Origin of the sequence: Natronomonas sp. EA1, assembly GCF_051195035.1 — an archaeon.
Taxonomy (GTDB): domain Archaea; phylum Halobacteriota; class Halobacteria; order Halobacteriales; family Haloarculaceae; genus JBNTJV01.
In genome coordinates this window covers 401,266-423,587 of sequence record NZ_JBNTJV010000003.1, presented here as the reverse complement: position 1 = coordinate 423,587, position 22,322 = coordinate 401,266, and the positions used below count along the sequence as shown (strand labels likewise).

At 68.8% G+C, this 22,322-nt stretch carries 26 protein-coding genes; 12 read left to right on the top strand and 14 right to left on the bottom strand.

From position 1 onward, the window contains the following. Positions 1-28: 28 nt before the first annotated feature. The 4 genes from ACQUQR_RS11795 to ACQUQR_RS11780 are packed head-to-tail and all read left to right on the top strand — an operon-like array spanning position 29 to position 1,875. Entirely contained in the window at positions 29-721 is a 693-nt protein-coding gene (locus ACQUQR_RS11795) for an AzlC family ABC transporter permease (protein ID WP_435196678.1), read from the top strand. Next, positions 718-1,044 carry an AzlD domain-containing protein gene (locus ACQUQR_RS11790; RefSeq protein ID WP_435196677.1) on the top strand — a complete coding sequence of 109 codons (327 nt, stop codon included), beginning with the start codon at positions 718-720 and terminating at the stop codon, positions 1,042-1,044. The genes ACQUQR_RS11795 and ACQUQR_RS11790 overlap by 4 nt, the downstream gene beginning before the upstream one ends. Before the next feature lie 49 nt (positions 1,045-1,093). After that, positions 1,094-1,387, top strand: coding sequence for a UPF0175 family protein (locus tag ACQUQR_RS11785; protein WP_435196676.1), 294 nt, complete (start codon positions 1,094-1,096; stop codon positions 1,385-1,387). Next, the gene (locus ACQUQR_RS11780) at positions 1,387-1,875 is read left to right on the top strand and encodes a hypothetical protein (protein ID WP_435196675.1); all 489 of its coding nucleotides are present in this window, start codon (positions 1,387-1,389) and stop codon (positions 1,873-1,875) included. The genes ACQUQR_RS11785 and ACQUQR_RS11780 overlap by 1 nt, the downstream gene beginning before the upstream one ends. A gap of 5 nt (positions 1,876-1,880) precedes the next feature. Here ACQUQR_RS11780 and ACQUQR_RS11775 read toward each other — a convergent pair whose 3' ends face one another. The 3 genes from ACQUQR_RS11775 to ACQUQR_RS11765 form a co-directional block, all read right to left on the bottom strand. Beyond that, positions 1,881-2,828: a transcriptional regulator gene (locus ACQUQR_RS11775; protein WP_435196674.1), complete on the bottom strand. Its 948-nt coding sequence runs from the start codon at positions 2,826-2,828 to the stop codon at positions 1,881-1,883. A 171-nt stretch (positions 2,829-2,999) separates the two neighbouring features. Continuing rightward, positions 3,000-3,128, bottom strand: a complete 129-nt coding sequence (locus ACQUQR_RS11770) for a hypothetical protein (protein ID WP_435196673.1) — start codon at positions 3,126-3,128, stop codon at positions 3,000-3,002. Between the two features lie 59 nt (positions 3,129-3,187). Beyond that, positions 3,188-3,757 carry a hypothetical protein gene (locus tag ACQUQR_RS11765; protein ID WP_435196672.1) on the bottom strand — a complete coding sequence of 190 codons (570 nt, stop codon included), beginning with the start codon at positions 3,755-3,757 and terminating at the stop codon, positions 3,188-3,190. Between the two features lie 152 nt (positions 3,758-3,909). Between ACQUQR_RS11765 and ACQUQR_RS11760 the strand changes: the two genes are divergently transcribed. Further along, a complete protein-coding gene (locus tag ACQUQR_RS11760; protein WP_435196671.1) occupies positions 3,910-5,160 on the top strand; it encodes a TiaS agmantine-binding domain-containing protein in 1,251 nt (416 codons plus the stop codon). Here the strand turns inward: ACQUQR_RS11760 and ACQUQR_RS11755 are convergent. After that, positions 5,157-6,218, bottom strand: coding sequence for a threonine synthase (locus ACQUQR_RS11755; protein ID WP_435196670.1), 1,062 nt, complete (start codon positions 6,216-6,218; stop codon positions 5,157-5,159). The two genes, ACQUQR_RS11760 and ACQUQR_RS11755, sit on opposite strands and share 4 nt — an antisense overlap. Before the next feature lie 37 nt (positions 6,219-6,255). Continuing rightward, positions 6,256-7,212: a succinylglutamate desuccinylase/aspartoacylase family protein gene (locus tag ACQUQR_RS11750; RefSeq protein WP_435196669.1), complete on the bottom strand. Its 957-nt coding sequence runs from the start codon at positions 7,210-7,212 to the stop codon at positions 6,256-6,258. A gap of 101 nt (positions 7,213-7,313) precedes the next feature. Between ACQUQR_RS11750 and ACQUQR_RS11745 the strand changes: the two genes are divergently transcribed. Beyond that, entirely contained in the window at positions 7,314-7,577 is a 264-nt protein-coding gene (locus ACQUQR_RS11745; protein ID WP_435196668.1) for a DUF7536 family protein, read from the top strand. On the opposite strand, the gene ACQUQR_RS11740 is transcribed toward ACQUQR_RS11745, so the two are convergent. Next, entirely contained in the window at positions 7,570-8,787 is a 1,218-nt protein-coding gene (locus tag ACQUQR_RS11740) for a potassium channel family protein (protein ID WP_435196667.1), read from the bottom strand. The genes ACQUQR_RS11745 and ACQUQR_RS11740 overlap by 8 nt on opposite strands. Positions 8,788-8,960: 173 nt before the next feature. Between ACQUQR_RS11740 and citZ the strand changes: the two genes are divergently transcribed. Continuing rightward, on the top strand, positions 8,961-10,124 hold the full coding sequence (gene citZ / locus ACQUQR_RS11735; RefSeq protein ID WP_435196666.1) for a citrate synthase: 1,164 nt from the start codon (positions 8,961-8,963) through the stop codon (positions 10,122-10,124). A 69-nt stretch (positions 10,125-10,193) separates the two neighbouring features. Further along, positions 10,194-10,412 carry a hypothetical protein gene (locus ACQUQR_RS11730; RefSeq protein WP_435196665.1) on the top strand — a complete coding sequence of 73 codons (219 nt, stop codon included), beginning with the start codon at positions 10,194-10,196 and terminating at the stop codon, positions 10,410-10,412. Positions 10,413-10,415: 3 nt separating this feature from the next. On the opposite strand, the gene ACQUQR_RS11725 is transcribed toward ACQUQR_RS11730, so the two are convergent. The 3 genes from ACQUQR_RS11725 to ACQUQR_RS11715 all read right to left on the bottom strand — a co-directional run bounded on the left by ACQUQR_RS11725 (position 10,416) and on the right by ACQUQR_RS11715 (position 13,291). Continuing rightward, the gene (locus ACQUQR_RS11725; protein ID WP_435196980.1) at positions 10,416-11,723 is read right to left on the bottom strand and encodes an MATE family efflux transporter; all 1,308 of its coding nucleotides are present in this window, start codon (positions 11,721-11,723) and stop codon (positions 10,416-10,418) included. 60 nt (positions 11,724-11,783) lie between these two features. Then, positions 11,784-12,386: a DUF502 domain-containing protein gene (locus tag ACQUQR_RS11720; RefSeq protein ID WP_435196664.1), complete on the bottom strand. Its 603-nt coding sequence runs from the start codon at positions 12,384-12,386 to the stop codon at positions 11,784-11,786. Between the two features lie 74 nt (positions 12,387-12,460). Next, on the bottom strand, positions 12,461-13,291 hold the full coding sequence (locus ACQUQR_RS11715) for a proline dehydrogenase family protein (protein ID WP_435196663.1): 831 nt from the start codon (positions 13,289-13,291) through the stop codon (positions 12,461-12,463). Positions 13,292-13,400: 109 nt separating this feature from the next. Between ACQUQR_RS11715 and ACQUQR_RS11710 the strand changes: the two genes are divergently transcribed. Both ACQUQR_RS11710 and ACQUQR_RS11705 read left to right on the top strand, forming a co-directional pair. Beyond that, on the top strand, positions 13,401-13,940 hold the full coding sequence (locus ACQUQR_RS11710; RefSeq protein WP_435196662.1) for a CDP-2,3-bis-(O-geranylgeranyl)-sn-glycerol synthase: 540 nt from the start codon (positions 13,401-13,403) through the stop codon (positions 13,938-13,940). Positions 13,941-14,217: 277 nt separating this feature from the next. After that, positions 14,218-14,694 carry an Lrp/AsnC family transcriptional regulator gene (locus tag ACQUQR_RS11705; protein ID WP_435196661.1) on the top strand — a complete coding sequence of 159 codons (477 nt, stop codon included), beginning with the start codon at positions 14,218-14,220 and terminating at the stop codon, positions 14,692-14,694. On the opposite strand, the gene ACQUQR_RS11700 is transcribed toward ACQUQR_RS11705, so the two are convergent. The 5 genes from ACQUQR_RS11700 to nasA all read right to left on the bottom strand — a co-directional run bounded on the left by ACQUQR_RS11700 (position 14,678) and on the right by nasA (position 20,837). Continuing rightward, the gene (locus ACQUQR_RS11700) at positions 14,678-14,803 is read right to left on the bottom strand and encodes a hypothetical protein (protein ID WP_435196660.1); all 126 of its coding nucleotides are present in this window, start codon (positions 14,801-14,803) and stop codon (positions 14,678-14,680) included. The two genes, ACQUQR_RS11705 and ACQUQR_RS11700, sit on opposite strands and share 17 nt — an antisense overlap. Then, the gene (locus tag ACQUQR_RS11695; protein WP_435196659.1) at positions 14,796-16,535 is read right to left on the bottom strand and encodes a nitrite/sulfite reductase; all 1,740 of its coding nucleotides are present in this window, start codon (positions 16,533-16,535) and stop codon (positions 14,796-14,798) included. Before ACQUQR_RS11695 ends, ACQUQR_RS11700 begins: the two co-directional genes overlap by 8 nt. Before the next feature lie 182 nt (positions 16,536-16,717). Continuing rightward, a complete protein-coding gene (locus ACQUQR_RS11690) occupies positions 16,718-17,314 on the bottom strand; it encodes a molybdenum cofactor guanylyltransferase (RefSeq protein ID WP_435196658.1) in 597 nt (198 codons plus the stop codon). After that, positions 17,307-18,611, bottom strand: a complete 1,305-nt coding sequence (locus ACQUQR_RS11685) for an MFS transporter (RefSeq protein ID WP_435196979.1) — start codon at positions 18,609-18,611, stop codon at positions 17,307-17,309. Before ACQUQR_RS11685 ends, ACQUQR_RS11690 begins: the two co-directional genes overlap by 8 nt. 201 nt (positions 18,612-18,812) lie before the next feature. Beyond that, positions 18,813-20,837 (bottom strand): assimilatory nitrate reductase NasA, encoded by a 2,025-nt coding sequence (gene nasA / locus ACQUQR_RS11680; protein WP_435196657.1) that lies wholly within the window; start codon positions 20,835-20,837, stop codon positions 18,813-18,815. Positions 20,838-21,019: 182 nt separating this feature from the next. On the opposite strand from nasA, the gene pyrE reads away from it, so the two are divergent. Both pyrE and ACQUQR_RS11670 read left to right on the top strand, forming a co-directional pair. Then, complete coding sequence (gene pyrE, locus ACQUQR_RS11675) at positions 21,020-21,541, top strand: orotate phosphoribosyltransferase (RefSeq protein WP_435196656.1); 522 nt, start codon at positions 21,020-21,022, stop codon at positions 21,539-21,541. Positions 21,542-21,611: 70 nt separating this feature from the next. Next, positions 21,612-22,322: a phosphoribosyltransferase family protein gene (locus ACQUQR_RS11670; RefSeq protein ID WP_435196655.1), complete on the top strand. Its 711-nt coding sequence runs from the start codon at positions 21,612-21,614 to the stop codon at positions 22,320-22,322.

The following is a 22,322-nucleotide window of genomic DNA, read 5'->3' as shown; positions in this document are numbered from 1 at the left end:
TCTTCTCCCCCCGTCATCAGGGTCGAGTATGAGCACCCACAGCGCCCGCGAGGACTTCCTCGCGGGGGTTCGAACCATCTCACCCATCCTCGTCGGCGTCATCCCGTTCGGGCTCGTGGCGGGTGCGGCAGCGGTCAACGCCGGGCTCTCCGTGGTCGAGGCGGTCGGCATGTCCGTCGTCATCTTCGCCGGCGCGTCACAGCTCGCGGCCATCGACCTCATCGGCCGGGACGCCCCCGTGGCGGTCGTCGTCCTCACGGCCATCGTCATCAACCTCCGGATGGCGATGTACAGCGCCTCCATCGCCCCCCACTTCCAGCGGCTCGCCCGGGTGCGGAAGGCCCTCGCCGCCTACGTCCTCACGGACCAGGCGTATGCAGTGTCGATCACGGAGTTCCGGAGCGACGGTGAGCGCTCGAAACTCGCCTTCTACCTCGGGACGGCGCTCACGCTCTGGGTCGTCTGGCAGCTCTGCACTATCGTCGGTGCCGTCGTCGGGAGCGCCGTCCCCGATGGCCTCTCCCTCGAATTCGTCGTCCCGCTCACCTTCCTCGCTCTCTTGGTCCCCGCCATCGAGGACCGCGAGACCGGGTTCGCGGCGCTCGTCGGGGCGGGTGTCGCCGTCGTCGGGTCGACGCTCCCGTTCAATCTGGGGCTCCTGCTCGGCGCGCTCGTCGGCATCCTCGCGGGATCGGCACTCGAACTGTGGGGTGAAAGATGAGCTACTCGACGACCCAGATCTGGCTCGCCATCGTCGCTGCGGGGGTCGGCACGTTCGCCATTCGCCTGTCGTTCATCGCGCTGCTCGGGCGACTCGACGGGATGCCGTCCACGCTGGCGACGGTACTCAGATACGTCCCCGCGGCGGTGCTCGCGGCGCTCGTCGTCCCTGCAGTCATCGCGCTCGAGCCCGCGGGGCTGAGCTACGAGCCACCCCAGGTCGTCGCCGCGGTGGTCGCGGGGCTGGTCGCGTGGCGGACGGAGAACGTCCTCGCTACCATCGTGGCGGGGATGGTCGTGGTGTGGGGGTTCGCGCTGGTCTGAGTCCTCGGCGTTACGTCTATTACGTATCGTAACGTAGGTGTTCGTAACGATGAAGACCGTCACGACGCGCATCCCGGAGGAGGACGAGGAGGCACTCGCCGAACTCGAAGCGGAGCTGACCGCGGACCGGTCCGAAGTGCTCCGTCGGCTCATCCGGCAGGGACTGGCGGACTGGCGGCGCGAGAAGGCACTCGACGGGCTCCGTGAACACAAGATCACCGTCCGGAAGGCCGCCGATCTCGCGGGCGTCCCGTACGTCGAGATGCTCTCGCTCGCCGCCGAGGCCGGCATCGATGTCGGCTACACGACCGAGGACCTCGAACGGGACCTCGATCGCATCTGATGGTCGTCATCGACTCCTCCGCGTCGATTCCGCTCGCGTGGGTCGGGCGACTCGACCTCGTCACGGCCGTCTTCGACGACGTGCGGACGACGGAGGCCGTCCGGGACGAAGTTCTCACGGAGGGGAACCGAGGGACGGCAGCGCTCAAAGCGTTCCTCGAAGACGTTTCCCTCTCCGAGACACCACCCGATGCCGAGGGGATCGCCACGCTGGAGGGGATCGCCGTCACCGACGCCTCCGTCATCCTGCTCGCGGAGACGGACGAGACGGTCCTGCTCGCCAACGACCGGGCACTCATCGAGGTCGCCCGCAGCCACGGCGTCGACTGCTGGTGGGTGACGACGCTGCTGCTCAAATGCACGAAGGCGGGCGTTCTCACCGGCGACGAGGCGTCCGATCTCCTCTATGACCTCGTGGACGAGGGGATGAACCTCCACCCGCGAGTCTACTCGCAGGTCCAGAAGAAACTCCGCGAACTGGGGACGTAGCCGGCTCAGGCCGCCTCGGTGCGCTCCTGAATCAGGTCGCGCAGGTCGTCGGCATCGGCGATCTTCTCGATCTCCTCGCGCTCGATGAGCGCCGTCCCCTCGACCGAATCGCGGGTCGCCCGGTCCACGACGTAGAACGACCGGGTGCGGACGATGTCGCTCACCGAGGACATGATGCGGGCGCGTTTCTCCGCGGTTCGGTTGAACTCGGAGTGCCCAGTGAGAACCGAATCGGTCGCGTCCTCGGAGACGGCCTTGAACGGCGCGCGCTGGGTCGGGTGGACGGTGTAGCCCACGCGGGTGAGGACGGTGATGATGGGCTCGTCGTCGGGGTCCGCCTCTGGCGCGTCGGGGTCGGCGTCCTCCCGCACCTCCTCGGCGCCCTCGAGCACGTCGACGGGGGCGGCCAGCGGCGCGGAGAAGAACTCCTCCAGCTGGGCGGCGACCTCGACGGAGGCGTTCATCCCGTCCTCGTACTTCGAGACGGTGCGCCGCGAGACGCCGAGTTCGTTCGCCAGCTGCCCCAACGAGAGGTCACGGCGCTGGCGCTCGTCGGCGAGCAGGTCGCCGTCGATGTTGACGTAGAGCCCACCGGGGGCGGCGTAGATGAGCGGGGGGACCTCCTCGACGAAGAGGTCCACGGCGGTGTCGGGTGAGATGACGGGGACGCCGTGGCGGAAGTAGACGACGCCGGGGTTCAGCTCCTCGTCGCGGGTGCGGAGCCCGAGGACGAGCGGCGTGGCGTCGAGGTAGGACCCCAGCCGTCGCATCTCGGCACCGGTGGGTCCGTCGAAGGCGTCGACGTTCGCGAGCACCTTCAGCAGGAGGACGTCCTCCCCACGCCGGGCCGCGAGGTCGAAGCTCTTCGGACGGATGGCACACCGGTCGCTCACCACGAATCCCGCATCCTGTAGCATCGCGGTGATGTTCTCGACCAGTGCGCTGCGAGACATAGGGGGAGATAAGCGTTTCCCCACGTATATGTGTTGTGGGGGGTCACCGGGCCGCTCTATAGCGGTCACGAGCCGTGCGGGGGGTGTCTTTGCGCAATAAACAACGCACCTGAGTGCTTGAGACTCCAGCTATTGATGTATTATAAAAACAGCGTACCCTCTCTGGTGTCGTTACTCGTCGTCCGTAACGAGGCGCTTGCCGAGCTTCCGCTTGATGTTTGAGAGCCACTGTGGCCCGGTCTGGACCCGCACCGCTCGGACGGTGCTCTCGTTTTCGGGCTCCCGAAGTTTGCGGCTCATACCCGTAGGTCAGGCCCGTACTTGTTTAAACATTACCCATGACGGACAGATTCGCCATATTATGGGAACGGGAGCTCCCCCGCTTGTGCGCCAGCTCCGTACGTCAACACGATGATCGCGGCAGTAAACAGTGCGCGTGTCGCAGCGAGGAGTGCAGCGTTCCCCGATACGAGGTACCGGTTCTCCTGTACGATCCACTCGAACCACACGAGAACGTCCGACCGGACGTGTTCGACGTCTGGGTCTATCCGGTGTTCATCGTCAACCATGCGTGTGGTGACACCTGCGAACAGGTTCGAGGTGCCGTACGTTGAGACGCCGAATAGTACTGCCAGAACCAGAAACCCGACACCTACCCTTATGAGAATATTCACGCCTCCGTCGAGGTACGTCGCGCCTGAAATGACGAGGCCGAGTACGATGAGTGTTAGCCGAACTGTCCTCGCTGCCTTGTCATCGATGTTGTCGGTTTTAGTGTGCTGACGATCGATAACACGTCGAGATTCCTCCAGCAACAGGCTCTGTGCCTCCGACACATCCGGATTCCATGCTCCATTGTCGTCTGTTGTGAACGGACGGTCGATTTCTCCGTCAACTATCGGTACCTCCGGGATGCGGTCCTCATCCACGGCTACGACACTCCTCTCCGTTCATCGGTATCATTCATTGCCGATCCTATGTATAAAAATACTGGTGGAGTGGTACCCGATACCCAACTGCGTTCGCTCCGGATGAGAGACGACCCGAAATTCGGATAGGTACACAAGAACGAACGACAACAATGACCGTCATCGGCCTCGACGACACGGACTCCCGCGAGCGGGGGATGTGTACGACCTACGCCGCGAGCCTGCTCGCCGCGCGTCTGGGGGCCGAGCGAACGCTCCTCGTCCGACTGAATCCCGCCATCGAGTACAAGACGCGGGGGAACGCTGCCCTGGCTATTCACACGGACGCCGCACCCGAGGAGGCCCTCGATGCGGCCCGCGAGATCGTCGCCGAGTGTGCCGAGACGGACGACCCCCGGACGAACCCCGGAATCGTCGTGTCGTCCGGCTCTCCGGACGACGTGCCCGAGGCCGTCGCCGCCCACGCGCGGGCGGCCCTGCGCGAGCATCTCGCCGTGGACGAGACGCGTGCCCTCGCCGAGGCCTCCGGCTTCATCTGCGCGGCCTGGGGTACCGAACAGGGCCTCGTGGGCGCGCTCGCGGCCGTCGGCGCGTGGCGGGCGTTCGACGAGTGGACCTACGAGACCATCGCCTACCGAGAAGCAGGCGAGTGGGGAACCGACCGCGAGGTGGAGTACGACTCGGTGTTCGAGGCTGCCGAGGCCGCCTACCCCGAGGTGTGGGACACCGTCGACACCGTGACGGGGACCGCCGTCTGCGTGCCCCGAACCCCCTGCCCGGTGCTCCACGGCATCCGCGGGGACGACCCCGCGGCGACGAAGCAGGTGTCCGAGGCCATCGAGAGCGAGGCCGCCACTCATCGTCAAACGTTCCTGACGAACCAGGGGACGGACGCGCACCTCAACGACGGGGAGATCGGGTCCCTCGACGACGGGAAGGGCTACCGCGTCGCAGGCACCGTTTCCACTCCACCCGAGACACGCGAGGGGGGCCACGTCTTCTTCGAGATTGAGGACGGCGAAACCCTCCGGTGTGCGGCGTTCGAGCCGACCGGCCGCTTCCGGAATCGGGTGCGGGCGCTCCGTGTAGGTGACGACATCCTCGCCTGCGGGGAAGTCTCGGATGGAACCCTCAAACTGGAGAAGTTCGCGGTTCGGGACCTCAATCGCACCGAACTCCGACCCCCCGTCTGCCCCGACTGCGACCGGACGATGAAATCCGCCGGGCGGAATCAGGGGTACCGGTGTCGCGAGTGCAAGACGAGCGCGCCCGAAAAGGAGGAGATCGAGGTCGAACGCCACCTCGAAATCGGGTGGTACGAGGTCCCCCCGGAGGCCCGGCGTCACGTCGCCAAGCCCCTGATTCGAGGGGGGTTCGACGCGCCGACGCACCCGGCGCGCTAACCCTTCAGCCCCGACCCCGTCAGGGGGACCACGACATCTGCACCGGGGCCGAGGACGCCCCGTTCCCGGTACTCACGCAGGGCTGCGGGGGCGACCGCACACGTCGGTTCGGTGTAGAACCCCGCGGCGTGGAGGCGGTCGAGTTCGACGGCGACCGCCTTCTCCGAGAGCGCGATGGCGTCGCCGTCCGTCTCTTCGATGGCCTCGAGAATCTGGTCCTTCCGCGCTGGCTGGCTGATCTGGATGCCGTCGGCCACCTCGTTCTTCTCGTTCCCTCCTTCGGGCCCGTGCAGCGCCTCCACGATGGGGGCGTAGCCCGCGGCCTGCGCCCCGAGCAGGCGGGGCATCCGGTCGGTCCAGCCGGCTTCCAGCAGGGCGCGGAAGCCCCGGTAGGCCCCCAGGAAGAGCGTGCCGTGGCCGAGTGGGGTGACGACGGCGTCCGGCACCTCCCAGTCGCGCTGGGCGGCGATCTCGTACGCGATGGTCGCGGTGCCCGCGAAGAACGCGGGGTTCCACGCGTGGGAGGCGTACCAGCCCTCACCCGCCTCGACGGCGTCGATGCAGGCGTCGGTGACGGCCTGTCGCCCGCCGTCGATGCGTTCGACGGTGGCGCCCGCCCGGCGGATGGCCTTCACCTTCGACTCCTTCACCCCGGCGGGGACGAAGATGGTGGCCTCGATGCCCGCGCGGGCCGCGTAGGTGGCGATGGCCGCGCCCGCGTTGCCCGAGGAGTCCTCGAGCACGTGGTCGACGCCCCGCTCGACGGCATAGGAGAGCGTCGTGGTCGCCCCGCGGTCCTTGAACGAGCCGGTGGGGAAGACGTACTCCAGTTTGAAATCGCAGTCCCAGTCGTTCGCGGCGACGAGGGGGGTAAAGCCCTCCCCGAGCGTGACGGACGGCTCGGTCGGGAGGAAGTCCTCGAAGGCCCAGAGCCCATTTCTCGCGTCGATGGTGGGGTCGCCGTCGGGGAGCGGCTGGTGGGCGAAATCGAGCGGGCCGCCGCAGGTACAGCGCCACCGGTCCTCGTAGGTGTCGCCGCAGACGGAACATTCGAGCATAGCCCCTCTAGTGGGGGAGCCGAAAAGGTGGTGTCGGTCAGTACTCGTCGATGTCGGTCCCGACCGAACAGACGTACTCGCCGCTCGCGACCTGCGGGAGGCGGCGCGCGCGCCAGAAGACGCCGCGGGTGTCGGCCGTCACGGTCGTCTTGACGTTCCCGAAGGGGTCGGTGACCTCGAACAGGGTGTCGCCGCGGGCCACCTCGTCGCCGAGCTCGACCTTGAAGGAGACGAGGCCCCCCGCGGGCGAACCGTACTGTGAGAAGCCGCTGGCGCGGGTCTGGGGCTGGAGCTCGATCTCCCCGTCGAGGAAGCCGTAGTGCGTGAGGACGTTCATCACGCCACGGGTGCCGATGCGGATGGACTCTTCGTCCCAGCCGACACAGCCGCCGAGCTCGGGGTCGATGGTGGGGATGCCCTCGTCGGGGGCGGCGCGGGCGAGCTGGCCGTCGGGGCCCTTCTGGTCTAAGACGTGCCCCGTCCCGAACACCTTCGCGAGTTCGAGACACTCGCTGTGGAGGCGGTGGCGCGGGCCACAGCGGACGCGGGCCTCGTTTATCATCCGGGAGGTGGAGCCCTGATGTAAATCGAGGACGAGGTCGGCGCGCCGGGCCGCGGAGAACGTCGCGGCGGCGATGCGCTCGGAGGCCGTCCCGTTCGCGTCGCCGGGGTAGGTGCGGTTCATCTTCGTGTCGTCGATGGGGTTGCGGTGCTTTGCGGCCTGGAAGCCGTACCAGTTCACGATGCCGACGACGAGGAGGGTGCCCGACAGCTCCGCGGGGTCGATGCGGGGGACGACGCGCTGGACGACGCCCAGCCCGTTGAGTTCGTCCCCGTCGGAGACGGCCTGCATGTAGAGTGTCTTCCCCTCGGCCGCGCCGTTGATGACGCAGACGGGGAGGCTCACCTCGGAGCCGTCGCGTGCCTCGCCGACCGGCAATCGCCCCACGTCGATTTCGCCGGGGGCGGCGTCTGCCGTGCCGAGGGTAGTCATACTCCACAGTCGGACGCCACACGTTCATTAGCCTACTGATACCCCGCGGGGGTTGCACGGGTATCCGAACCGCTTTGCCGTCCGCGCCCCTCTCCCGAGGTGTGAGTGCCGACACGCCAGAGCGCCCCGGAACCGCGCGGTTCCTCGCGGCGCTCAACGTCGCCCGGAACGCGAAACTCGGCTTCGGTATCGGCGTCCTCCTCGCCGCCGTGCTCGTCGCCGCCGTCCTCCAGTCCCCACCGGACCCGTCGGTCCCGACGGTGTTCTACGTCGGCCTGGGGTTCGTCCTCGCGACGGGGGTCGGCCTGCTGTTGACGGCGGTGTTCACGGTCGCCAGCGCGGTGCGGCTGGCGCGGGCTAGCTGACGAGCGACGCCAGCCGTTCGGCGCCCGCGCGGGTCCCCTTCGCGATGATGCTGTCACCGGCGTTGAGTGCCGTCGTCGGCCCGGGTGAGACCACCCAGTCGCCGGGGCCGTGGCCCAGTCTCGTCTCGTCGGCGGAGGCCTCTCCGCGACGGACGGCGATGACGCGCATCCCCGTCTCCGTCTTCACCATCTGGCCGCCGAGCGTCGCGCCGTCGAGCCGGCTCCCCTCCGCGATGGGGAGCCGGACGATGACCTCGTCCGATTCGAGGACCGCCTCCTGGATCACCGGGTGGGTGCCCAGCCCCCGGAGGACCCCCTCGCTGATCTCGAGTGCCGCGTCGGAGATGATCTCGGTGGAGGTGGCGAGATGCACGAGTCCGCGCAGCGAGACGGGGTCGTTCACGTCCGCGGCGGCCTGCAGCACCCACGCCTCGAACCGCGACTGCAGCGCGTCCACCTCCGCCTCGAGTTCGACCACCTCCTCCGCGAGCCCGTCGGAGTCGAACAGCACCGCGCCGTAGGCGATGTCGACGGCGAGTTCGGCCATGTCCTTCATCAGGACGATGGAGTCGACGGCGCGTTCGAGATCGTCGATGGCCGCCTCCGGGGAGTCCGGCGGGATGTACTCCTCGCCGGTGAGCTTGGGGTACGCCTCGACGACACCCGCTTCGGGGCCCCGGAGGAGCGTCACGTCGCCGGCTTCGACCCGGGTCTCGTGGTCCGGGTTCGGCAGCCAGTCACCCTGTCGCCGGATGGCGATGATGCGGACGCCGGTGTCGGTCTCCAGGTTCAACTCGCCGAGCGTGCGCCCGGTCGCGGGGGTGTCCGGGCGGGCGGTGGCGCGCACGAGCGTCTCGACGCTCTCCGGGAGCGCCGCGCGCATCTCGTCGGGGAGGCCGATATCCTCGAGGACGACCTTGGCGATATCCCCGGCGGCGTCGGAGATCTTCTCCGCGGCCCCGACGATGCCCAGCACGGGCGCGAGCGCCTCGGCGTCCTCGGGGCTGCGCGCGGCCATGAGGAGGCTCATCCGGGCGCGGAGCTGGAGGACGTCCATGCGCTCTTCGAGTTCCAGTACCTCCTCGGCCACCTCGTCGGAGCCGAGGAGCACGGCCGAGTAGGAGAGGTCGATGAGGAGCTCCGCGGTGTCTTTCATCTCCGCGAGGAGCTCCTTCACGCTCACCGGCTCGTACTCGACCTCGTGCGACATACCCCGGCTTTCCGCGGCCGGCGATAAAAACCTACGCGGCCGGGCGTTCGGGTTCGCCGATTGGCATGTTCTGTCGTAGCGTACGCTCACGCCCGTGAACGGGCCGCTCACGGCCTTCCGGCAGATTGCGGGTGAAAGATAATGCTTTTCCGGAGGCCAGCGAAACGACAGTTATGTCCGAGTCCGAGGAACTTCACAAGGGGCTCGAGGGTGTGCTGGTCGCCGAGTCGTCGCTCTCGTTCATCGACGGCGATGTCGGTCAGCTCATCTATCGAGGCTACGCCATCGAGGACCTGGCCGCGCACGCCAGCTTCGAGGAGGTCGTCTACCTCCTCTGGCACGGCGAACTGCCGACACGCGAGGAGCTCGACGCCTTCACGACCGAGATGGCCGCCGAACGCGCCGTCTCGGACGACGTGCTCCAGACGGCGAAGCTGCTCGCCGACGCCGACGAGGAGCCGATGGCCGCACTGCGCACGCTCGTCTCCTCCTTCTCCGCCTCGGACCCCGAGGCCGACGCGGACGACTACGACCTCGAGGCCGCCGCCCGGAAGGGCCGCCGCATCACGGCGAAGCTCCCCACCGCGCTCGCCGCCTTCGACCGCTACCGGCAGGGCGCAGAGCCGCTGGAGCCGCGCGAGGACCTCTCCCACGCCGCGAACTTCCTCTACATGCTCACCGGCACGGAGCCGGACGACGTGGCCGCCGAGACGTTCGATCAGGCGCTCACGCTCCACGCCGACCACGGCCTCAACGCCTCGACGTTCACCTCGATGGTCATCGCCTCCACGATGGCCGACGTCTACTCCGCCGTCGTCGGCGGGATCGGCGCACTGTCGGGCCCGCTCCACGGCGGCGCGAACCAGGACGTGATGGAGCTGTTCCTCGAGATCGACGCGGCCGGCGAGGACCCCGTCGAGTTCGTCAAGCGCGCCCGCGACGAGCGTGAGGACTGGCGCGTCCCCGGGATGGGCCACCGCGTCTACTCCGTGAAGGATCCCCGCGCGAAGATCCTCGCGGGCAAGTCCCAGGAGCTCGCCGAGGCGTCCGGCACCGAGAAGTGGTACGAGATGGCCACCGCCATCGAGAACTACTTCGCCGAGGACGTGGGGCTCACCTCGAAGGGGATCGCCCCGAACGTCGACTTCTACTCCGGGACGGTGTACTACCAGCTCGGTATCCCCATCGACATGTACACCCCCATCTTCGCGATGAGCCGCGTCGGTGGCTGGATCGGCCACATCCTCGAGTACCAGGAGGACAACCGCCTCATCCGGCCCCGCGCCCGCTACGTCGGCGAGAAGGGCCTCGAGTTCCCGGAACTCGACGAGCGGTAAACTCCCGCCTTCTTCGATTTTCTCTCTCCCCGAGCGCAGCTATATCTCCCCAGCGAGCGTCTGTCCTCCATGAATCTCAAGGCTCGGCCGCTGTTCGGGAGCCACGGCAACGACCTCGTGGTCGCCATCGCGCTCATCTGGGCGGCGTTCTTCTTCGCCGTCTCGGACACCCTGCAGGGAACGGGCTACGTTGACCGCTTGCTTCCCATCTTCATCCTCGCCGCGGGGACGAGCGTTCTCCTCGTCGTGGCTGGGCTGAAGAAGGTGCGGGCCGAGTCGCGGCGCTGAGTCTTACTCGACCCCCGCTCCGCTCCCCCGTTCGTCCATCATCCCGGCGGCGCGGGCGGCCCACCCCGTCCGGTGGAAGCCGACGGCGACGACCAGCGCCATCCACGCGAAGGCGCTCCAGATCCCAATATAGGCCCCGAGCGGGCCGTAGCCCAGCAGTTCGCCGAGCAGGTACGAGAGCCCGAGGAAGAAGCCGAACATCCCGGTGAGCCGGGCGGCGAACGGCACTCTGGTTTCGCTCGCGCCCTGCAGCGCGCCGGAGAGGGCGACGAAGGTGACGAGTGCGGGCGCGGCGAGCCCGTAGGCGCGGGTGAAGCCGACGGCGTACTCCCCGCCGACGCCGGGGAACACGCGGACGACGGTGGGCGCGGCGAGGAACAGCAGCCCGCCGATGCCCCCCACCGTGAGGAGCCCGAGCGCGGCGACCGCCCAGCCGTTCTCGCGCGCCTCGTCGGGTTTGCCCTCGCCCAGCGACTGGCCCACCAGGATCGAGGCGGCGACGCTGTAGCCGCGCGAGAGGGGGCCGGTCACCTGCTGGTAGATGCGCCGGCCGATCTGGAAGCCGGCGTTCACCTGCTCGCCGAACCCTAAGAGAAGGGCGTTGAACGGGAACTCCGCGAGTTCGGCGGCGAACCCCTCGGCGGTTCGGGGGCCGGAGACGACGACCAGCTGTCTGGCGACGATGCGGTTCCGGGGGCGAATCAGGCCGGCCTCGGTGCCGGGGAGGAGGAGCGCGCCGACGAGCAGCAGCGCGATGAGGACGTTCGCGCTCGCGGTGGCGAGCGCGACGCCCGTCACTTCCAGTCGAGGGAGGCCGAGGAGGCCCAGTCCCAGGCCCACCGAGCCGGCGATGTTGAGGCTGTTCCCGAGGACGTTCACGTACATCGGGGTGCGGGTGTCGCCGGTCCCCTGCAGCGCGCGGGAGGCGACGAGCCCGACGAGTCGGGCGGGTGCCGTGGCGAAGATGATGAGGAGGTAGGTCGCGCCGAGGTCGACGACACTCTGGTCCGCACCGAAGACGGCGATGGCGGCCTCACCCAGAAAGACGCCGACGAGGACGAACGGGATGCCGGTGAGAAACGCGAGCACCAGCGCCCACGCCACGGCCTCGTCGCGGGTCGCTTCTGCACCGGCACCGGTGTCCTGCGAGGAGAGGGCGATGGCGCCCCCGCCGAGGCCGAGGCCGATCCGGAGGGGGAATCTCGCATACAAATCGGCGAGGCCGATGGCGACGACCGCCGCGGGAGAGAAGAGGGCGGTGACGAGCACGTCGGTGGTCCGCATCGCGGTGCGGAACACCTGTTCGGCCATGACGGGGCCGGCGAGCCCGAAGACGCGTTTCCACGTCTGGAGGAGCCGGTCGCGCACGCCTTACTCGTCTTCCTCGACGACGTCGATGGGGACGGACTTGCTCCGGGACTCCCCGAAGCCCGCGGAGAGGACGCGGGTCAGTGCGTCCTCGACGGACTCGTCAGTTTCGGTGTACTCGCCGGGCTCCACCTCGACGACGAACCCGGTGGTGATGTTCGGGGAGGTGGGCAAGAAGAGCACCTCGCGGCCGTCGGGGGTGGTCTTCCCGGTCTTGAACGCGGTCATGCGGTGGCCGTGCCAGGTCGTGATCTTCACGGGCTTCTGGAGCTCGTCCGTGCCGGTGAGCGCCGTCTCGACGGCCATCTTCGAGGCGTTGTAGACGACCCGCAGGAGGGGGATACGGTTCATCACGTCGTCGAGCAGCCCTTCCACGTAGTCGCCGACGGCGGTCCGCATCAGGTAGCCGACGGAGAGGACGAGCAGCGTGAAGATGACGAGCGTCACGAGGACCCGGAGCCCGGGGTTGTCCGGGAGGGTCGTCTGGAGGAACGGGAGGTCGGCCAGCCGCTGGAAGATGAACGCGACGACGTAGGCCGTGACGATGACGGGGATGAGGACCACGAGGCCGGAGGCGACGTCCCGCTTCCACGACGAGGGGAGCATTGGTGAAACCCTGCCTCCGGGGCCTAATCAGCGCTTCGAAGGGGGCGAGCCGCGGGCACACCCATCACGGGGGGCTACCCCTGGAGGATGGCCCGGAGCGCGAACAGCGCGTTCTCCTTGCGCTCCATCACTCGCCGGTAGAAGTAGGAGAGCCACTTGTCGCCGTAGGGGACGTACTGGTAGACCTCGTACTCTCTCGCGAGGTCGAACTGCGCGTCCTCGCGGACGCCCATCAGCATCTGGATCTCGAAGGGGGTGCCGTGCTGTTCGTGGAGCTCGATGGCGTGGTCGATCATCGCGGGGTCGTGGCTCCCGACGGCGACGTGGTCGGCGTGTTCGAACAGGTATTCCAGCTCCTCGCGGTAGGCCTCGTTCACGCGGGCTTTGTCCCGGTAGGCGAGCGCCTTCGGCGGGTCGTACGCGCCCTTCACGAGCCGGACCTTCCCGGGGAGGTCGACGAGCCGTTTCAGGTCCTCGCGGGTGCGTTTCATGTTCGCCTGCACGCACAGCCCCATCTTCGGGTACGCGGTGACGTTGGCCTCGAAGGCGTCGAGGGTGTCGTCGATGGTGGTGTGGTCCTCCATGTCGACCCAGACGAACACGTCGTGTTCTGCTGCCGTCTCCCGAATCGCGGCGAGGTGCTCGGCGAACACCTCGGCACCCACATCCAGCCCGATCTGGGAGGGCTTTATCGAGATGCAGGCGTCGAGGTCGCTGCGGCCGATCTCCTCCACCAGTTCCCGGTAGGTCGCGGCGTCGGCCGCGGCGTCGGTCGGGGAGTCGTAGTGCTCCCCGAGGAGGTTCAGGATGCCCTTCACGTTCCCCTCGTTCAGCTCGCGCGTGTGGTCCAGCACGGCGGGGATGGACTCACCGGCGACGAAGCGGCTGGCGATGGGCGGAATCATGCGACAAATTTTGCCCGCCCGGCGTATTACGCTACCGCCTTCCGGTCGTTCGCTCCCGGGTCCGGGGCGAGGTGGAGTGTTTTATCATCTCCCGTGCCGGAGCGCGACTATGGTCGTGGAAACCGTCGTGGTCGCGCTCTGGGCGATGGGCCCCGCCTACATCCCCAACAACGCGGCCGTCCTCGCCGGTGGGGGTGCCCCCATCGACGGTGGGCGGACGATGGGGGACCGCCGGCTCCTCGGTGACGGGAAGACGTGGCGTGGCACCGGTGTCGGCATCGTCGCCGGCGTCGCCGTCGCCTACCTGCTGAACCTCGTCGCCCCCACCGTCGAGGCGGTGGGGTACGGGGTGCCGACGTTCACCCCCGTCGTCGCGTTCGCGCTCGCGGCCGGGGCGATGCTCGGTGACATCCTCGCCTCCTTCGTCAAACGCCGGACGGGCCGGGAGCGCGGGACCGCCTTCCCCCTGCTCGACCAGCTGGATTTCGTCGTCGTCTCGCTGGGGCTCGTCGCCCTGCTCGCGCCGGGGTGGTTCACGTCGGTGTTCACCCTTCCGCGACTCCTCGTCGTCCTCGTCGCCACACCGCTCCTGCACCTGCTCACCAACGCCGGGGCCTACGCGCTCGGGCTGAAGGCCGAACCCTGGTAGCGACCGCGCGCGAGCGAACCACCCCGGAATCGACGGGGGACCCGCTCGACGCCCGTCCAGTTTCGACGCGACGAACGGCCAGATTCTCCCCGGAAGAACGACCTTATATCCGTAATATCGTGGGGTATTCTGCACGCTCGAATACTTCTGCGTACTAATTTGCTACATTTTCAACTTCAGATTTATATACGTGGTTATCCACAGCCTCAGCCATGAACTGCTGTCCGTTCGTCGCGTTAGCGCCCGACCGGCCGACCGTTCGTCCGGGTGGTGGGCCGTGAGCGACGGCCTCGACGAGGCGGACGCCCGCATCGTCGCCGCCCTCCAGGCCGACGGCCGTGCCGAGCTGCTCGATATCGCCGCGGAGACGGGGCTCCCCGGGACGACCGTCCGGGACCGCCTCGCCGCACTGGAGGACCGCGGGGTCGTCCGCGGCCACACCGTCCGGGTCGACTACGACCGTGCCGGCTACGCCTGTCCCGTGGTCATCCGGCTCCGGGTGGCCGACGACGCCGTCCCCACGGTGACCGAGCGGCTCCGCGACTGCCCCCGCATCCACAGCGTCTACGAGCTGACCGGCCCGTGGAACCTCTTTGCTGTCGGGCGGTTCCGCTCGCGCGAGGAGTTCGACACGTACTGCAGCCGGCTCGTCACCGACGCGGCGGTCGAGGCGGTCGACGTCGACGTGGTGGCCGAGACGGTGAAGGAGGGCGAGCCCGTGGCCCCGCGGGTTCCGGTCACGCCCCGCGAGTAGTTCGGTCCGCAGTCGCCGGCCCCGTCGTGTCAGCGGGGCCGTACAGCTCCGGCGCGGCGTCCATCGGTGCGATGGACGCGGTCGGCTCGGGCTCCTCGCGGTCAGTCATCGCCCGGCACCTCCGCGGTCGCGGGCGGCTCCTCGCTCTCGGCGAAGGGGTACCACGACTGCTTCGCGTCGTGGAGACACGGGTCCTCGTAGTCCGTTTCATGGGGCTCACACAGCTCGACGAGCGCCTCGGTCCCGGTCGCGTCGACCCACTCGCGGAACGACTGGCCGGGCTCGCGGTGGGCGGCGAACCCTTCGAGGAGACTCCGGAGCGCGCCCGCGGACTCGTCGGCGGGCACGCGCTGGCGGATCCACTCCACGAAGCTCGGCTCCTCGCCGATGCCGCCACCGACGCCGATGTCGACGGCCTCCACCATCTCGCCGTCCTTGCGGGCGCGCATCCCCTGCAGGCCGATGTCGGCGGTCATTGCCTGTCCGCAATCGGCCGTACAGCCGGAGTAATGGATGTGGACGTGCTCCACGTCGTCGGGGAGCTCGACGTTCGCGCGGAGCCAGCGCAGAACCCGTGCCAGCCGCGCCTTCGTCTCGGTGAGCGCGAGCGAGCAGAACTCCGTCCCGGTGCAGGCGATGGCCCCGCGCTGGAACGGGGAGGGTTCCGGTGGCAGGGTTTCGAGCAGGGGTTCGGCGAGCAGCGCCGACAGGTTCTCGTCCGGAATATCCATCACGAGCGGGTTCTGCCGGCGGGTGAGCCGCACCTCGCCGGAACCGTACGCGTCGGCGAGGTCCGCGAGTTCGATGGCCTCCGCGGCGCGGAGCCGCCCAACGGGGACGGAGAGCCCGACGTAGTTCCGGCCATCCGCCTGGTCGTGGACCCCGACGTGGTCCGCGCGGCCCGTGCTCGCGGGCTTCCCGGCGTTGTAGGTGTACTCCGCCCGGAAGTCCTCGCCCGCGGTGCGCAGCGGGAACGCCACGCGCTCGGCGAGCGCCTCGCGGATCTGCTCGGTCCCCCAGTCGTCGACGAAGAAGCGCGCGCGGTTCTTCTGCCGGCGGGTGCGGTCGCCCGCTTCGTGATACAGCTCGACGAACGCCTTGACCACCTCGTAGGCGCGCTCGGGGGCGACGAAGACGTCCAGCGGGCGGGCGCGTCTCGGCTGGCGGCCGCCGAGCCCCCCGCCGACCCGGACGTTGAAGCCGCGTTCACCGTCCTTCTCGGCCGGCTCTAATCCGATATCGTTGATGGAGTCCTGGGCGCACCCCTCGTGACAGCCCGTCGCGGAGATGTTGAATTTCCGGGGCATGTTCGAGAGGGTATCGTCACCGCGCAGTTCCTCCTGAAAGCGGTCCAAGAGGGGTTGGGTCGCGACGTACTCCTCGCCCTTGCCCGCGACGGGACAGCCGGTGATGTTGCGCATCGTGTCGCCGCCCGCGGAGCGGGAGGAGACGCCGGCGGCCTCCAGCTTCTCCCAGACCGCGGGGATGTCCTCGAGGCGGAGCCAGTGGAGCTGCACGGACTGGCGGGTCGTCAGGTCGATGTAGGCGTCGCCGAACTCCGGGTTGGTCGCCGGGCCGACCGCGTACTCCTTCGCCACCTCGCCGATGGCGCGGAGCTGGCCGGGTTCGAGGACGCCGTTCGCGTTCGCCAGCCGGAGCATGAAGTAGCCCTCCTGCCCGCTGCGCTGGTGGAACACACCCCAGAACTTGAAGCGCGTGAACCACTCCTCGCGTTCGTCCTCGGGGATCGACTCGAACCCCTCCGCGGCGAACCGCTCGATGTGCTCGCGGACGGCGTCGCCGTAACACGCCTCCTTGTACTCCTCCTTCTTGTGCGCCATTACACTCCCTCCATGTCCAGTTTTTCGCGATTTTCGACTGCCATTGTCTGTCAGTTCTTACTCGAGATACCCGTGCGTCGAGGGATGAATCTCATCGTTGTCGAATGTCCAACTTCGAGAACCGAGAACGAGGGATTGGTCGAAATACCGACGGATACCGAGAATATCGATACCTTATATGCTCAGTCGGAGGGCACGCGTCCACCGAGTCTGCGGTCGACCATGGCGCGGTCGGCGGGGGTGTCGACGCTCTCGCAGGCCGCGGGGTCCGTCGGCACGGCGACCGGGTCGAGCCGGTCGAGTACCTCGGCGAGCCGCCGCGAGCCACACGCGAGGGTCCGTTCACACGCCTCGCGCGTGGCCGCGGTCGGGTAGACGGCCGGGAACGGCTGGGTTCGCGCGCCCGTCTCGGGCACCGCGCCGCTCCCCTCGTCGGCCGCGAGCAGGCACTCGAGGTCGTACGGGGTCACGAGCGGCTGGTCGCACGCGATCGCGACGACGCGGGAGGCCCGTGCCGCCCGCAGCCCCGTGAACAGCCCCGCGACCGGTCCCTCGTCGGGGACCAAATCGGCGACGAACCGCGGCTCGTGGGGGTAGAGCGCCACCTCCAGTTCGGGGCGCTGCTCGCGCCGGCAGTTCACCACCAGCCCGTCCGTGACGGCGGCGAGCGCGTCGGCCACCTGCCGGATCATCGGCACCCCGCCGACCCGCGCCAGCGCCTTGTCCGGCTCGCCGAACCGCGTGGAGTAGCCGCCGGCGACGATGAGCCCCTCAGTCATCGCTCGTGACGCCGGTCTCGCCGCCGGACGTGGAGAGGAAGCCGTCGACCGTCGCGCGGCGGGCGATCTGCGGGCGGTAGACCCAGCCGTTCAGGAGGACGATGGGCACCATCACGGCCGCGACGACCGCGTAGCCGGTGTGGAGGTTCGGCAGGAACGGCGCGACGTACACGAGCGGGAAGACGATGCCGCCCACCGTGCCGACGCCGCCGACGATCCCCGCGACGGACCCGGAGCTGTTCGGGAACATCGCGGGCACCTGCGCGAAGATGGCGCCCTCCGCGAACGCACAGGTCATGCCGACGACGAAGCCCGCGCCGACGGCGAGCATGACCCGTCCGGAGAGCCCCGCGAGCGTCATCCCGCCCATCGAGACGACGATGAACGCGAGGGTGAGGAACGTCCACTGCTCGCGGTAGCGCCCCTCGAAGACGGGGAGGATGTCGCGTTCCGCGCGGGCCAGCCGGTCGGAGACGTAGCCGCCGATGGGGCGGAGCAGGCCCGCGGCCAGCGAGAACGTCGCCGCGAACGTGGAGGCGAGCACGAGGTCGTCCGTCGCGAACGCCTCGCGGTAGTAGGTGGCGAGCCAGCCGTTCATCGAGAGCTCCAGCCCGAAGCTCATCACGTAGGCGAGCGCGAGCACGACCGTCCCGTAGCGGGTCGCGGTGTGGAGCCAGTCGCGGAAGGAGGCGTTGTCCGCGGTGGCCTGCCGGCGCTCCTCCGTCGCCGCGGCGTCGCCGAGCGTGTAGTAGGCGACGGCCATGACGATGGAGACGATGCCGGTGTAGAAGAACGCGGCTCGCCACCCCACGTCGAAGAGGGGGCCGGCCCAGTTCGTGCCGAACACCCGCGGGAGGATGAGCGCCCCGCCGGCGGCCCCGGCGTTGCCGATGCCGGCGTAGATGCCCTCGGCCGTTCCCAGCTGCTCCTCGGGGAACCACTCCGCGACGTGCTGGATGCCGATGACGAAGGTGATCCCCGCCGTCGCGACGATGAGCCGCTCGATGAAGAACACCGTGTAGCTCTCGGCGAACGCGCTCGCCATCGAGAAGACGCCGACGTAGGCGAGCACGATGGCGAACACCGCGGGCGCACCGAACTTATCGGAGAGCCAGCCGGTCAGGATGCGGCCGAACGGCGCGAGCCAGATGGCCGCGCTCGCGAGGAGCCCCACCTCGGCCAGCGAGAGGCTGAACTCATCCGCGATGGGCCCCGTGAAGGGGGCGAAGGAGAACCAGATGAGAAACGAGAGGTTGAATCCCATCGTCGCGAGCAGCAGCGTCCGCCATTTGGTCATCCGGACGAGACTCATGGTCTCACCCGACGTTCGTCGTACTGTACACCGATTCCGTGGTCGAACGTGTTGCAGTTCACACGCGAACCCGAGGGACGAACGACTATAGGATTCAGCGTGGACATCCGTAAACTCTCTCGGGGAGAAAGCGTTCCGAACGGCCAGTACTAAAACGGATACTGCGTGTTTAAGGAATTAAATCGCTCACTCGTTGGACGTTCGCGAATCGAGGCGCACGGCGCACTGCTTGAAGTTCGGCTCCTTCGAGCGCGGGTCCCGCGCGGGGGTGGTGAGCTCGTTCGTCCGGGGGTGGTGGATGGAGAGCCAGACCACCCCGGGCGGGACGGTGGGGTCGGGTTCGAGGGTCACCTCGACGCTCGCACGCCGGGAGGTGAGCGTCGCCGCCTCGCCGTGCGTCTCGACGGCCTCGGGGGTGACCCGCGCGACGGGTGGTCCCGCGCCGTCCGCGCGCGTGCGGACACCGGTGTTGTAGGCGTCCGCCTCGCGGCCCGTCGTCAGCGTCAGCGGGTACGCCTCGTCGGTGGGCTCGACGAGCTCGCCGGCGACGACCGACGAGAACCGTGCCCGGCCGTCGGGCGTGCGGAACCGCCAGCCGCCGTCCTCGCGGTAGCGGTACCCCCCTTCGGAGACCGCGTCGGGCGCGGGCCACCGCACCGCTCCCTCCGCCTCCAGCCGGGGGTAGCCGATCCCCTGACAGTCCGCGGGGGTCCCCGCCGTCAGCGAGGCGAACTCCTCGAACGCCTCTCGGGGAGTCGGCGTCCCGAGGAGCCCCGGACAGACCCCCTCGCCGACGGCGGCGATGATATCGAGGTCGGTGCGGACCCCGGAGGGCACGTCCGTCGCGGCCCGCACCCGCGAGACGCGCCGCTCCATGTTCATCACGGTCCCCTCGGATTCGCCCCACGTCGCGGCGGGCAGCACCACGTCGGCCAGCTCGACCGTCTCGGTGTGGAAGGCGTCCTGCACGACGAGGAAGGTGTCGCGCAGACGCTCGCGGGCGCGCGAGGCGTCCGGGAGCCCCGCTGCGGGGTTGGTGGCGACGGTCCAGACGGCCTCGACCGTCTCGTCGGTGGCCTCGACGATGCCGACCGGACCGGGGCCGGGGTCGTCGGGGAGCCGGGCCTCGGGAACGCCCCACGCGGCGGCCATGATCTCCCGTTCGCGGGGGTCCTCGAACTCGCGGTGGCCGGGCCAGGTCCCCTTCGCGGAGCAGACGCGGGTTCCCATCGAGTTCGCCTGGCCGGTGAGCGAGAACGGGCCGGCGCCCTCCCCCATGTTCCCGGTGGCGAGACAGAGGTCGATGAGCGCGCCGCAGGTCGCGGTGCCGTTGGTGCTCTGGTTGACCCCCATCCCCCAGTAGACGAGCGTGCGGTCGTCCAGGGCGTCGGCGATGGCCGCCACGTCGGCGCGGTCGACGCCGGCGCGCTCGGCCGCCTCCCCGGGGTCCGGCAGCGAGTCACGGAGCGCGTCGAACCCCGTCGTGTGGGCCTGGACGAACGCGCGGTCGACCCCGCCCGTCTCGACGCGGTGGGCGAGCACCGCACGGGCGAGCTGGAGGTCCTTCCCCGGCTCGACGGCGACGTGGAGATCGGCGTCGCGGGCCGTCTGCGTGCGCACGGGGTCGACGACGATGAGTTCGCCGCCGAGGGCGCTCTGGGTGAGCCACCGGTACATGACCGGATGGGCGACGCTCGGGTTCGCGCCCCAGACGACGTGCGTCTCGGCGTCCGGGATGTCGTCGTACGTCGGCGGGGGCGCGTCGCTCCCGAAGGCGTCGTAGTAGGCGGTGACCGCACTCGCCATACACAGCGTGGTGTTCGCGTCGTAGTGGCGCGTGCCGAACCCCCCGCGGGCGAGCTTGCCGAGGAGGTACGCCGCCTCGTTCGTCTGCTGGCCGCTGCCGAGCACGGCGACGGCATCCCGGTTCTCCGCTACGAGGGTTCGGAAGCGCTTCACGACGATGTCGAGCGCCACGTCCCACGTGGTCGGGTGGAGCTCGCCGTCCCGCCGGACGAGCGGCCGGGTGAGCCACTCCCCCTCCGGGTTCGCCGTCTCGCGGATGCCGCGCTGGCAGGCGAGCCCGCTGTTCGTCGGATGGGTCGCGTCCCCGCGGACGGTGTCGATGCCGTAGCCCGACTCGACGCCACGCTGGAGGTGGCCGCAGCCGACGGCACACCGCACGCAGGTGGTGTGGACCCACTCGCTCACGGTGCCTCACTCGGAAGTACGATAGTTTCGAACACTGCTCTCGTCGAATCCAGTTTGTCGAGGAATAAAGGAGTAACTCTGCCTGAACGTCTCGATATCTGACTGAAAGCAGGACGAACGTCCATCACGTATCCGCGTTCCGCATCGGGCGGTTTATGCCCTCGCTCCCGGCACACCCGCGTATGGCGAACGAGGACCTCATCCGGGCGCTCCGGGACGCGGATGCCGTCAGATTCGGCGAGTTCGAGCTCTCGCACGGCGGGACGAGCGAGTACTACGTCGATAAGTACCTCTTCGAGACGGACACCCGGTGTCTCGAACTCATCGCGCAGGCCTTTGCCGAACGCGTCGGTGACACGAAACTCGCGGGCGTCGCGCTCGGTGCGGTGCCGCTGGTGGCCGTCACGGCCGTCGAGTCGGGCAACCCCTACGTCATCGTCCGGAAGAAGGCGAAGGAGTACGGCACGGCAAAGCGCATCGAGGGGCGGTTCGAGGCGGGCGAGGAGGTCGTCGTCCTCGAGGACATCGCCACGACGGGGCAGTCCGCGGTCGACGCCGTGGAGGCGTTGCGGGAGGCGGGTGCGGTCGTGAACCGCGTGCTCGTCGTCGTCGACCGGGAGGAGGGCGCCCGCGAGAACCTCGCGGAACACGACATCGAGCTGGAGTCGCTGCTCACGGCGTCCGAGCTTTTGGCCGACCGATAGCCACCTTCCTGGTCACTTCGTCCTCGTTTCATTTCGACGTATTCATGGTTGCGTAGGCGTGCATACCGGTATGAACCGAGCCGAGAAGGCCGCCCTCCAGCTGCAGGCGGTCGCGGTCCTGCGGACGCTGAAGGAGACGCGCACGTACGACGAGCTGGCCGAGGAGACGGGCCTCCCGGCCGGCGACCTGAACCGGTACGTGAACGGCCACGTCCTGCCCGGCGTCGAGCGGGCGCGCGAGGTCGTCGCGGGCATCGGTCGGGAGACGCTCGCGACGGAGCTGGAAGCGCGCATCGAGCGCGATTCTGATGGATACATCGACAACTCCCGGGTCGTCTTCGACCAGGCGCTTTTGGACCTCATCGCCCCCATCGCCGCGGAGGCGTTCGCGTTCGAGACGCCCGACGTGGTGCTCACGGCGGCGACGGACGGCATCACCCTCGCGGCGGCGATGGCGAGCCACTTCGGCGCGACCGTCGCGTACGCGAAGAAGTCGAAGGAGACGGCCGTCGAGGAGTTCATCGAGTCGCGCCAGCGGCTGGCGTCGGGCATCGAACTCACCTACTACCTTCCCGCCCGCGCCATCGACGAGGGGGACACCGTGCTCGTCGTGGACGACCTCATCCGCTCGGGCGAGACGCAGGAGCTCCTGCTCGACATCGCGGAGCGCTCCGGGGCCGACGTGGGCGGCGTCTTCGCGCTCATCGGCGCCGGCGAGGAGGGGATCGAACGCGCGAAGGAACGGACGGACGCGCCGGTCGGCGCGCTGGCGTCGCTGTAG

Excerpts from the sequence above, each read along its gene's own strand:
- ACQUQR_RS11795 (WP_435196678.1), top strand. The coding sequence starts at position 29 with ATGAGCACCCACAGCGCCCGCGAGGACTTCCTCGCGGGGGTTCGAACC.
- ACQUQR_RS11790 (WP_435196677.1), top strand. The coding sequence starts at position 718 with ATGAGCTACTCGACGACCCAGATCTGGCTCGCCATCGTCGCTGCGGGG.
- ACQUQR_RS11785 (WP_435196676.1), top strand. The coding sequence starts at position 1,094 with ATGAAGACCGTCACGACGCGCATCCCGGAGGAGGACGAGGAGGCACTC.
- ACQUQR_RS11780 (WP_435196675.1), top strand. The coding sequence starts at position 1,387 with ATGGTCGTCATCGACTCCTCCGCGTCGATTCCGCTCGCGTGGGTCGGG.
- ACQUQR_RS11775 (WP_435196674.1), bottom strand. The coding sequence starts at position 2,828 with ATGTCTCGCAGCGCACTGGTCGAGAACATCACCGCGATGCTACAGGAT.
- ACQUQR_RS11770 (WP_435196673.1), bottom strand. The coding sequence starts at position 3,128 with ATGAGCCGCAAACTTCGGGAGCCCGAAAACGAGAGCACCGTCCGAGCG.
- ACQUQR_RS11760 (WP_435196671.1), top strand. The coding sequence starts at position 3,910 with ATGACCGTCATCGGCCTCGACGACACGGACTCCCGCGAGCGGGGGATG.
- ACQUQR_RS11755 (WP_435196670.1), bottom strand. The coding sequence starts at position 6,218 with ATGCTCGAATGTTCCGTCTGCGGCGACACCTACGAGGACCGGTGGCGC.
- ACQUQR_RS11750 (WP_435196669.1), bottom strand. The coding sequence starts at position 7,212 with ATGACTACCCTCGGCACGGCAGACGCCGCCCCCGGCGAAATCGACGTG.
- ACQUQR_RS11740 (WP_435196667.1), bottom strand. The coding sequence starts at position 8,787 with ATGTCGCACGAGGTCGAGTACGAGCCGGTGAGCGTGAAGGAGCTCCTC.
- citZ (WP_435196666.1), top strand. The coding sequence starts at position 8,961 with ATGTCCGAGTCCGAGGAACTTCACAAGGGGCTCGAGGGTGTGCTGGTC.
- ACQUQR_RS11730 (WP_435196665.1), top strand. The coding sequence starts at position 10,194 with ATGAATCTCAAGGCTCGGCCGCTGTTCGGGAGCCACGGCAACGACCTC.
- ACQUQR_RS11725 (WP_435196980.1), bottom strand. The coding sequence starts at position 11,723 with ATGGCCGAACAGGTGTTCCGCACCGCGATGCGGACCACCGACGTGCTC.
- ACQUQR_RS11720 (WP_435196664.1), bottom strand. The coding sequence starts at position 12,386 with ATGCTCCCCTCGTCGTGGAAGCGGGACGTCGCCTCCGGCCTCGTGGTC.
- ACQUQR_RS11715 (WP_435196663.1), bottom strand. The coding sequence starts at position 13,291 with ATGATTCCGCCCATCGCCAGCCGCTTCGTCGCCGGTGAGTCCATCCCC.
- ACQUQR_RS11710 (WP_435196662.1), top strand. The coding sequence starts at position 13,401 with ATGGTCGTGGAAACCGTCGTGGTCGCGCTCTGGGCGATGGGCCCCGCC.
- ACQUQR_RS11700 (WP_435196660.1), bottom strand. The coding sequence starts at position 14,803 with ATGACTGACCGCGAGGAGCCCGAGCCGACCGCGTCCATCGCACCGATG.
- ACQUQR_RS11695 (WP_435196659.1), bottom strand. The coding sequence starts at position 16,535 with ATGGCGCACAAGAAGGAGGAGTACAAGGAGGCGTGTTACGGCGACGCC.
- ACQUQR_RS11690 (WP_435196658.1), bottom strand. The coding sequence starts at position 17,314 with ATGACTGAGGGGCTCATCGTCGCCGGCGGCTACTCCACGCGGTTCGGC.
- ACQUQR_RS11685 (WP_435196979.1), bottom strand. The coding sequence starts at position 18,611 with ATGACCAAATGGCGGACGCTGCTGCTCGCGACGATGGGATTCAACCTC.
- pyrE (WP_435196656.1), top strand. The coding sequence starts at position 21,020 with ATGGCGAACGAGGACCTCATCCGGGCGCTCCGGGACGCGGATGCCGTC.
- ACQUQR_RS11670 (WP_435196655.1), top strand. The coding sequence starts at position 21,612 with ATGAACCGAGCCGAGAAGGCCGCCCTCCAGCTGCAGGCGGTCGCGGTC.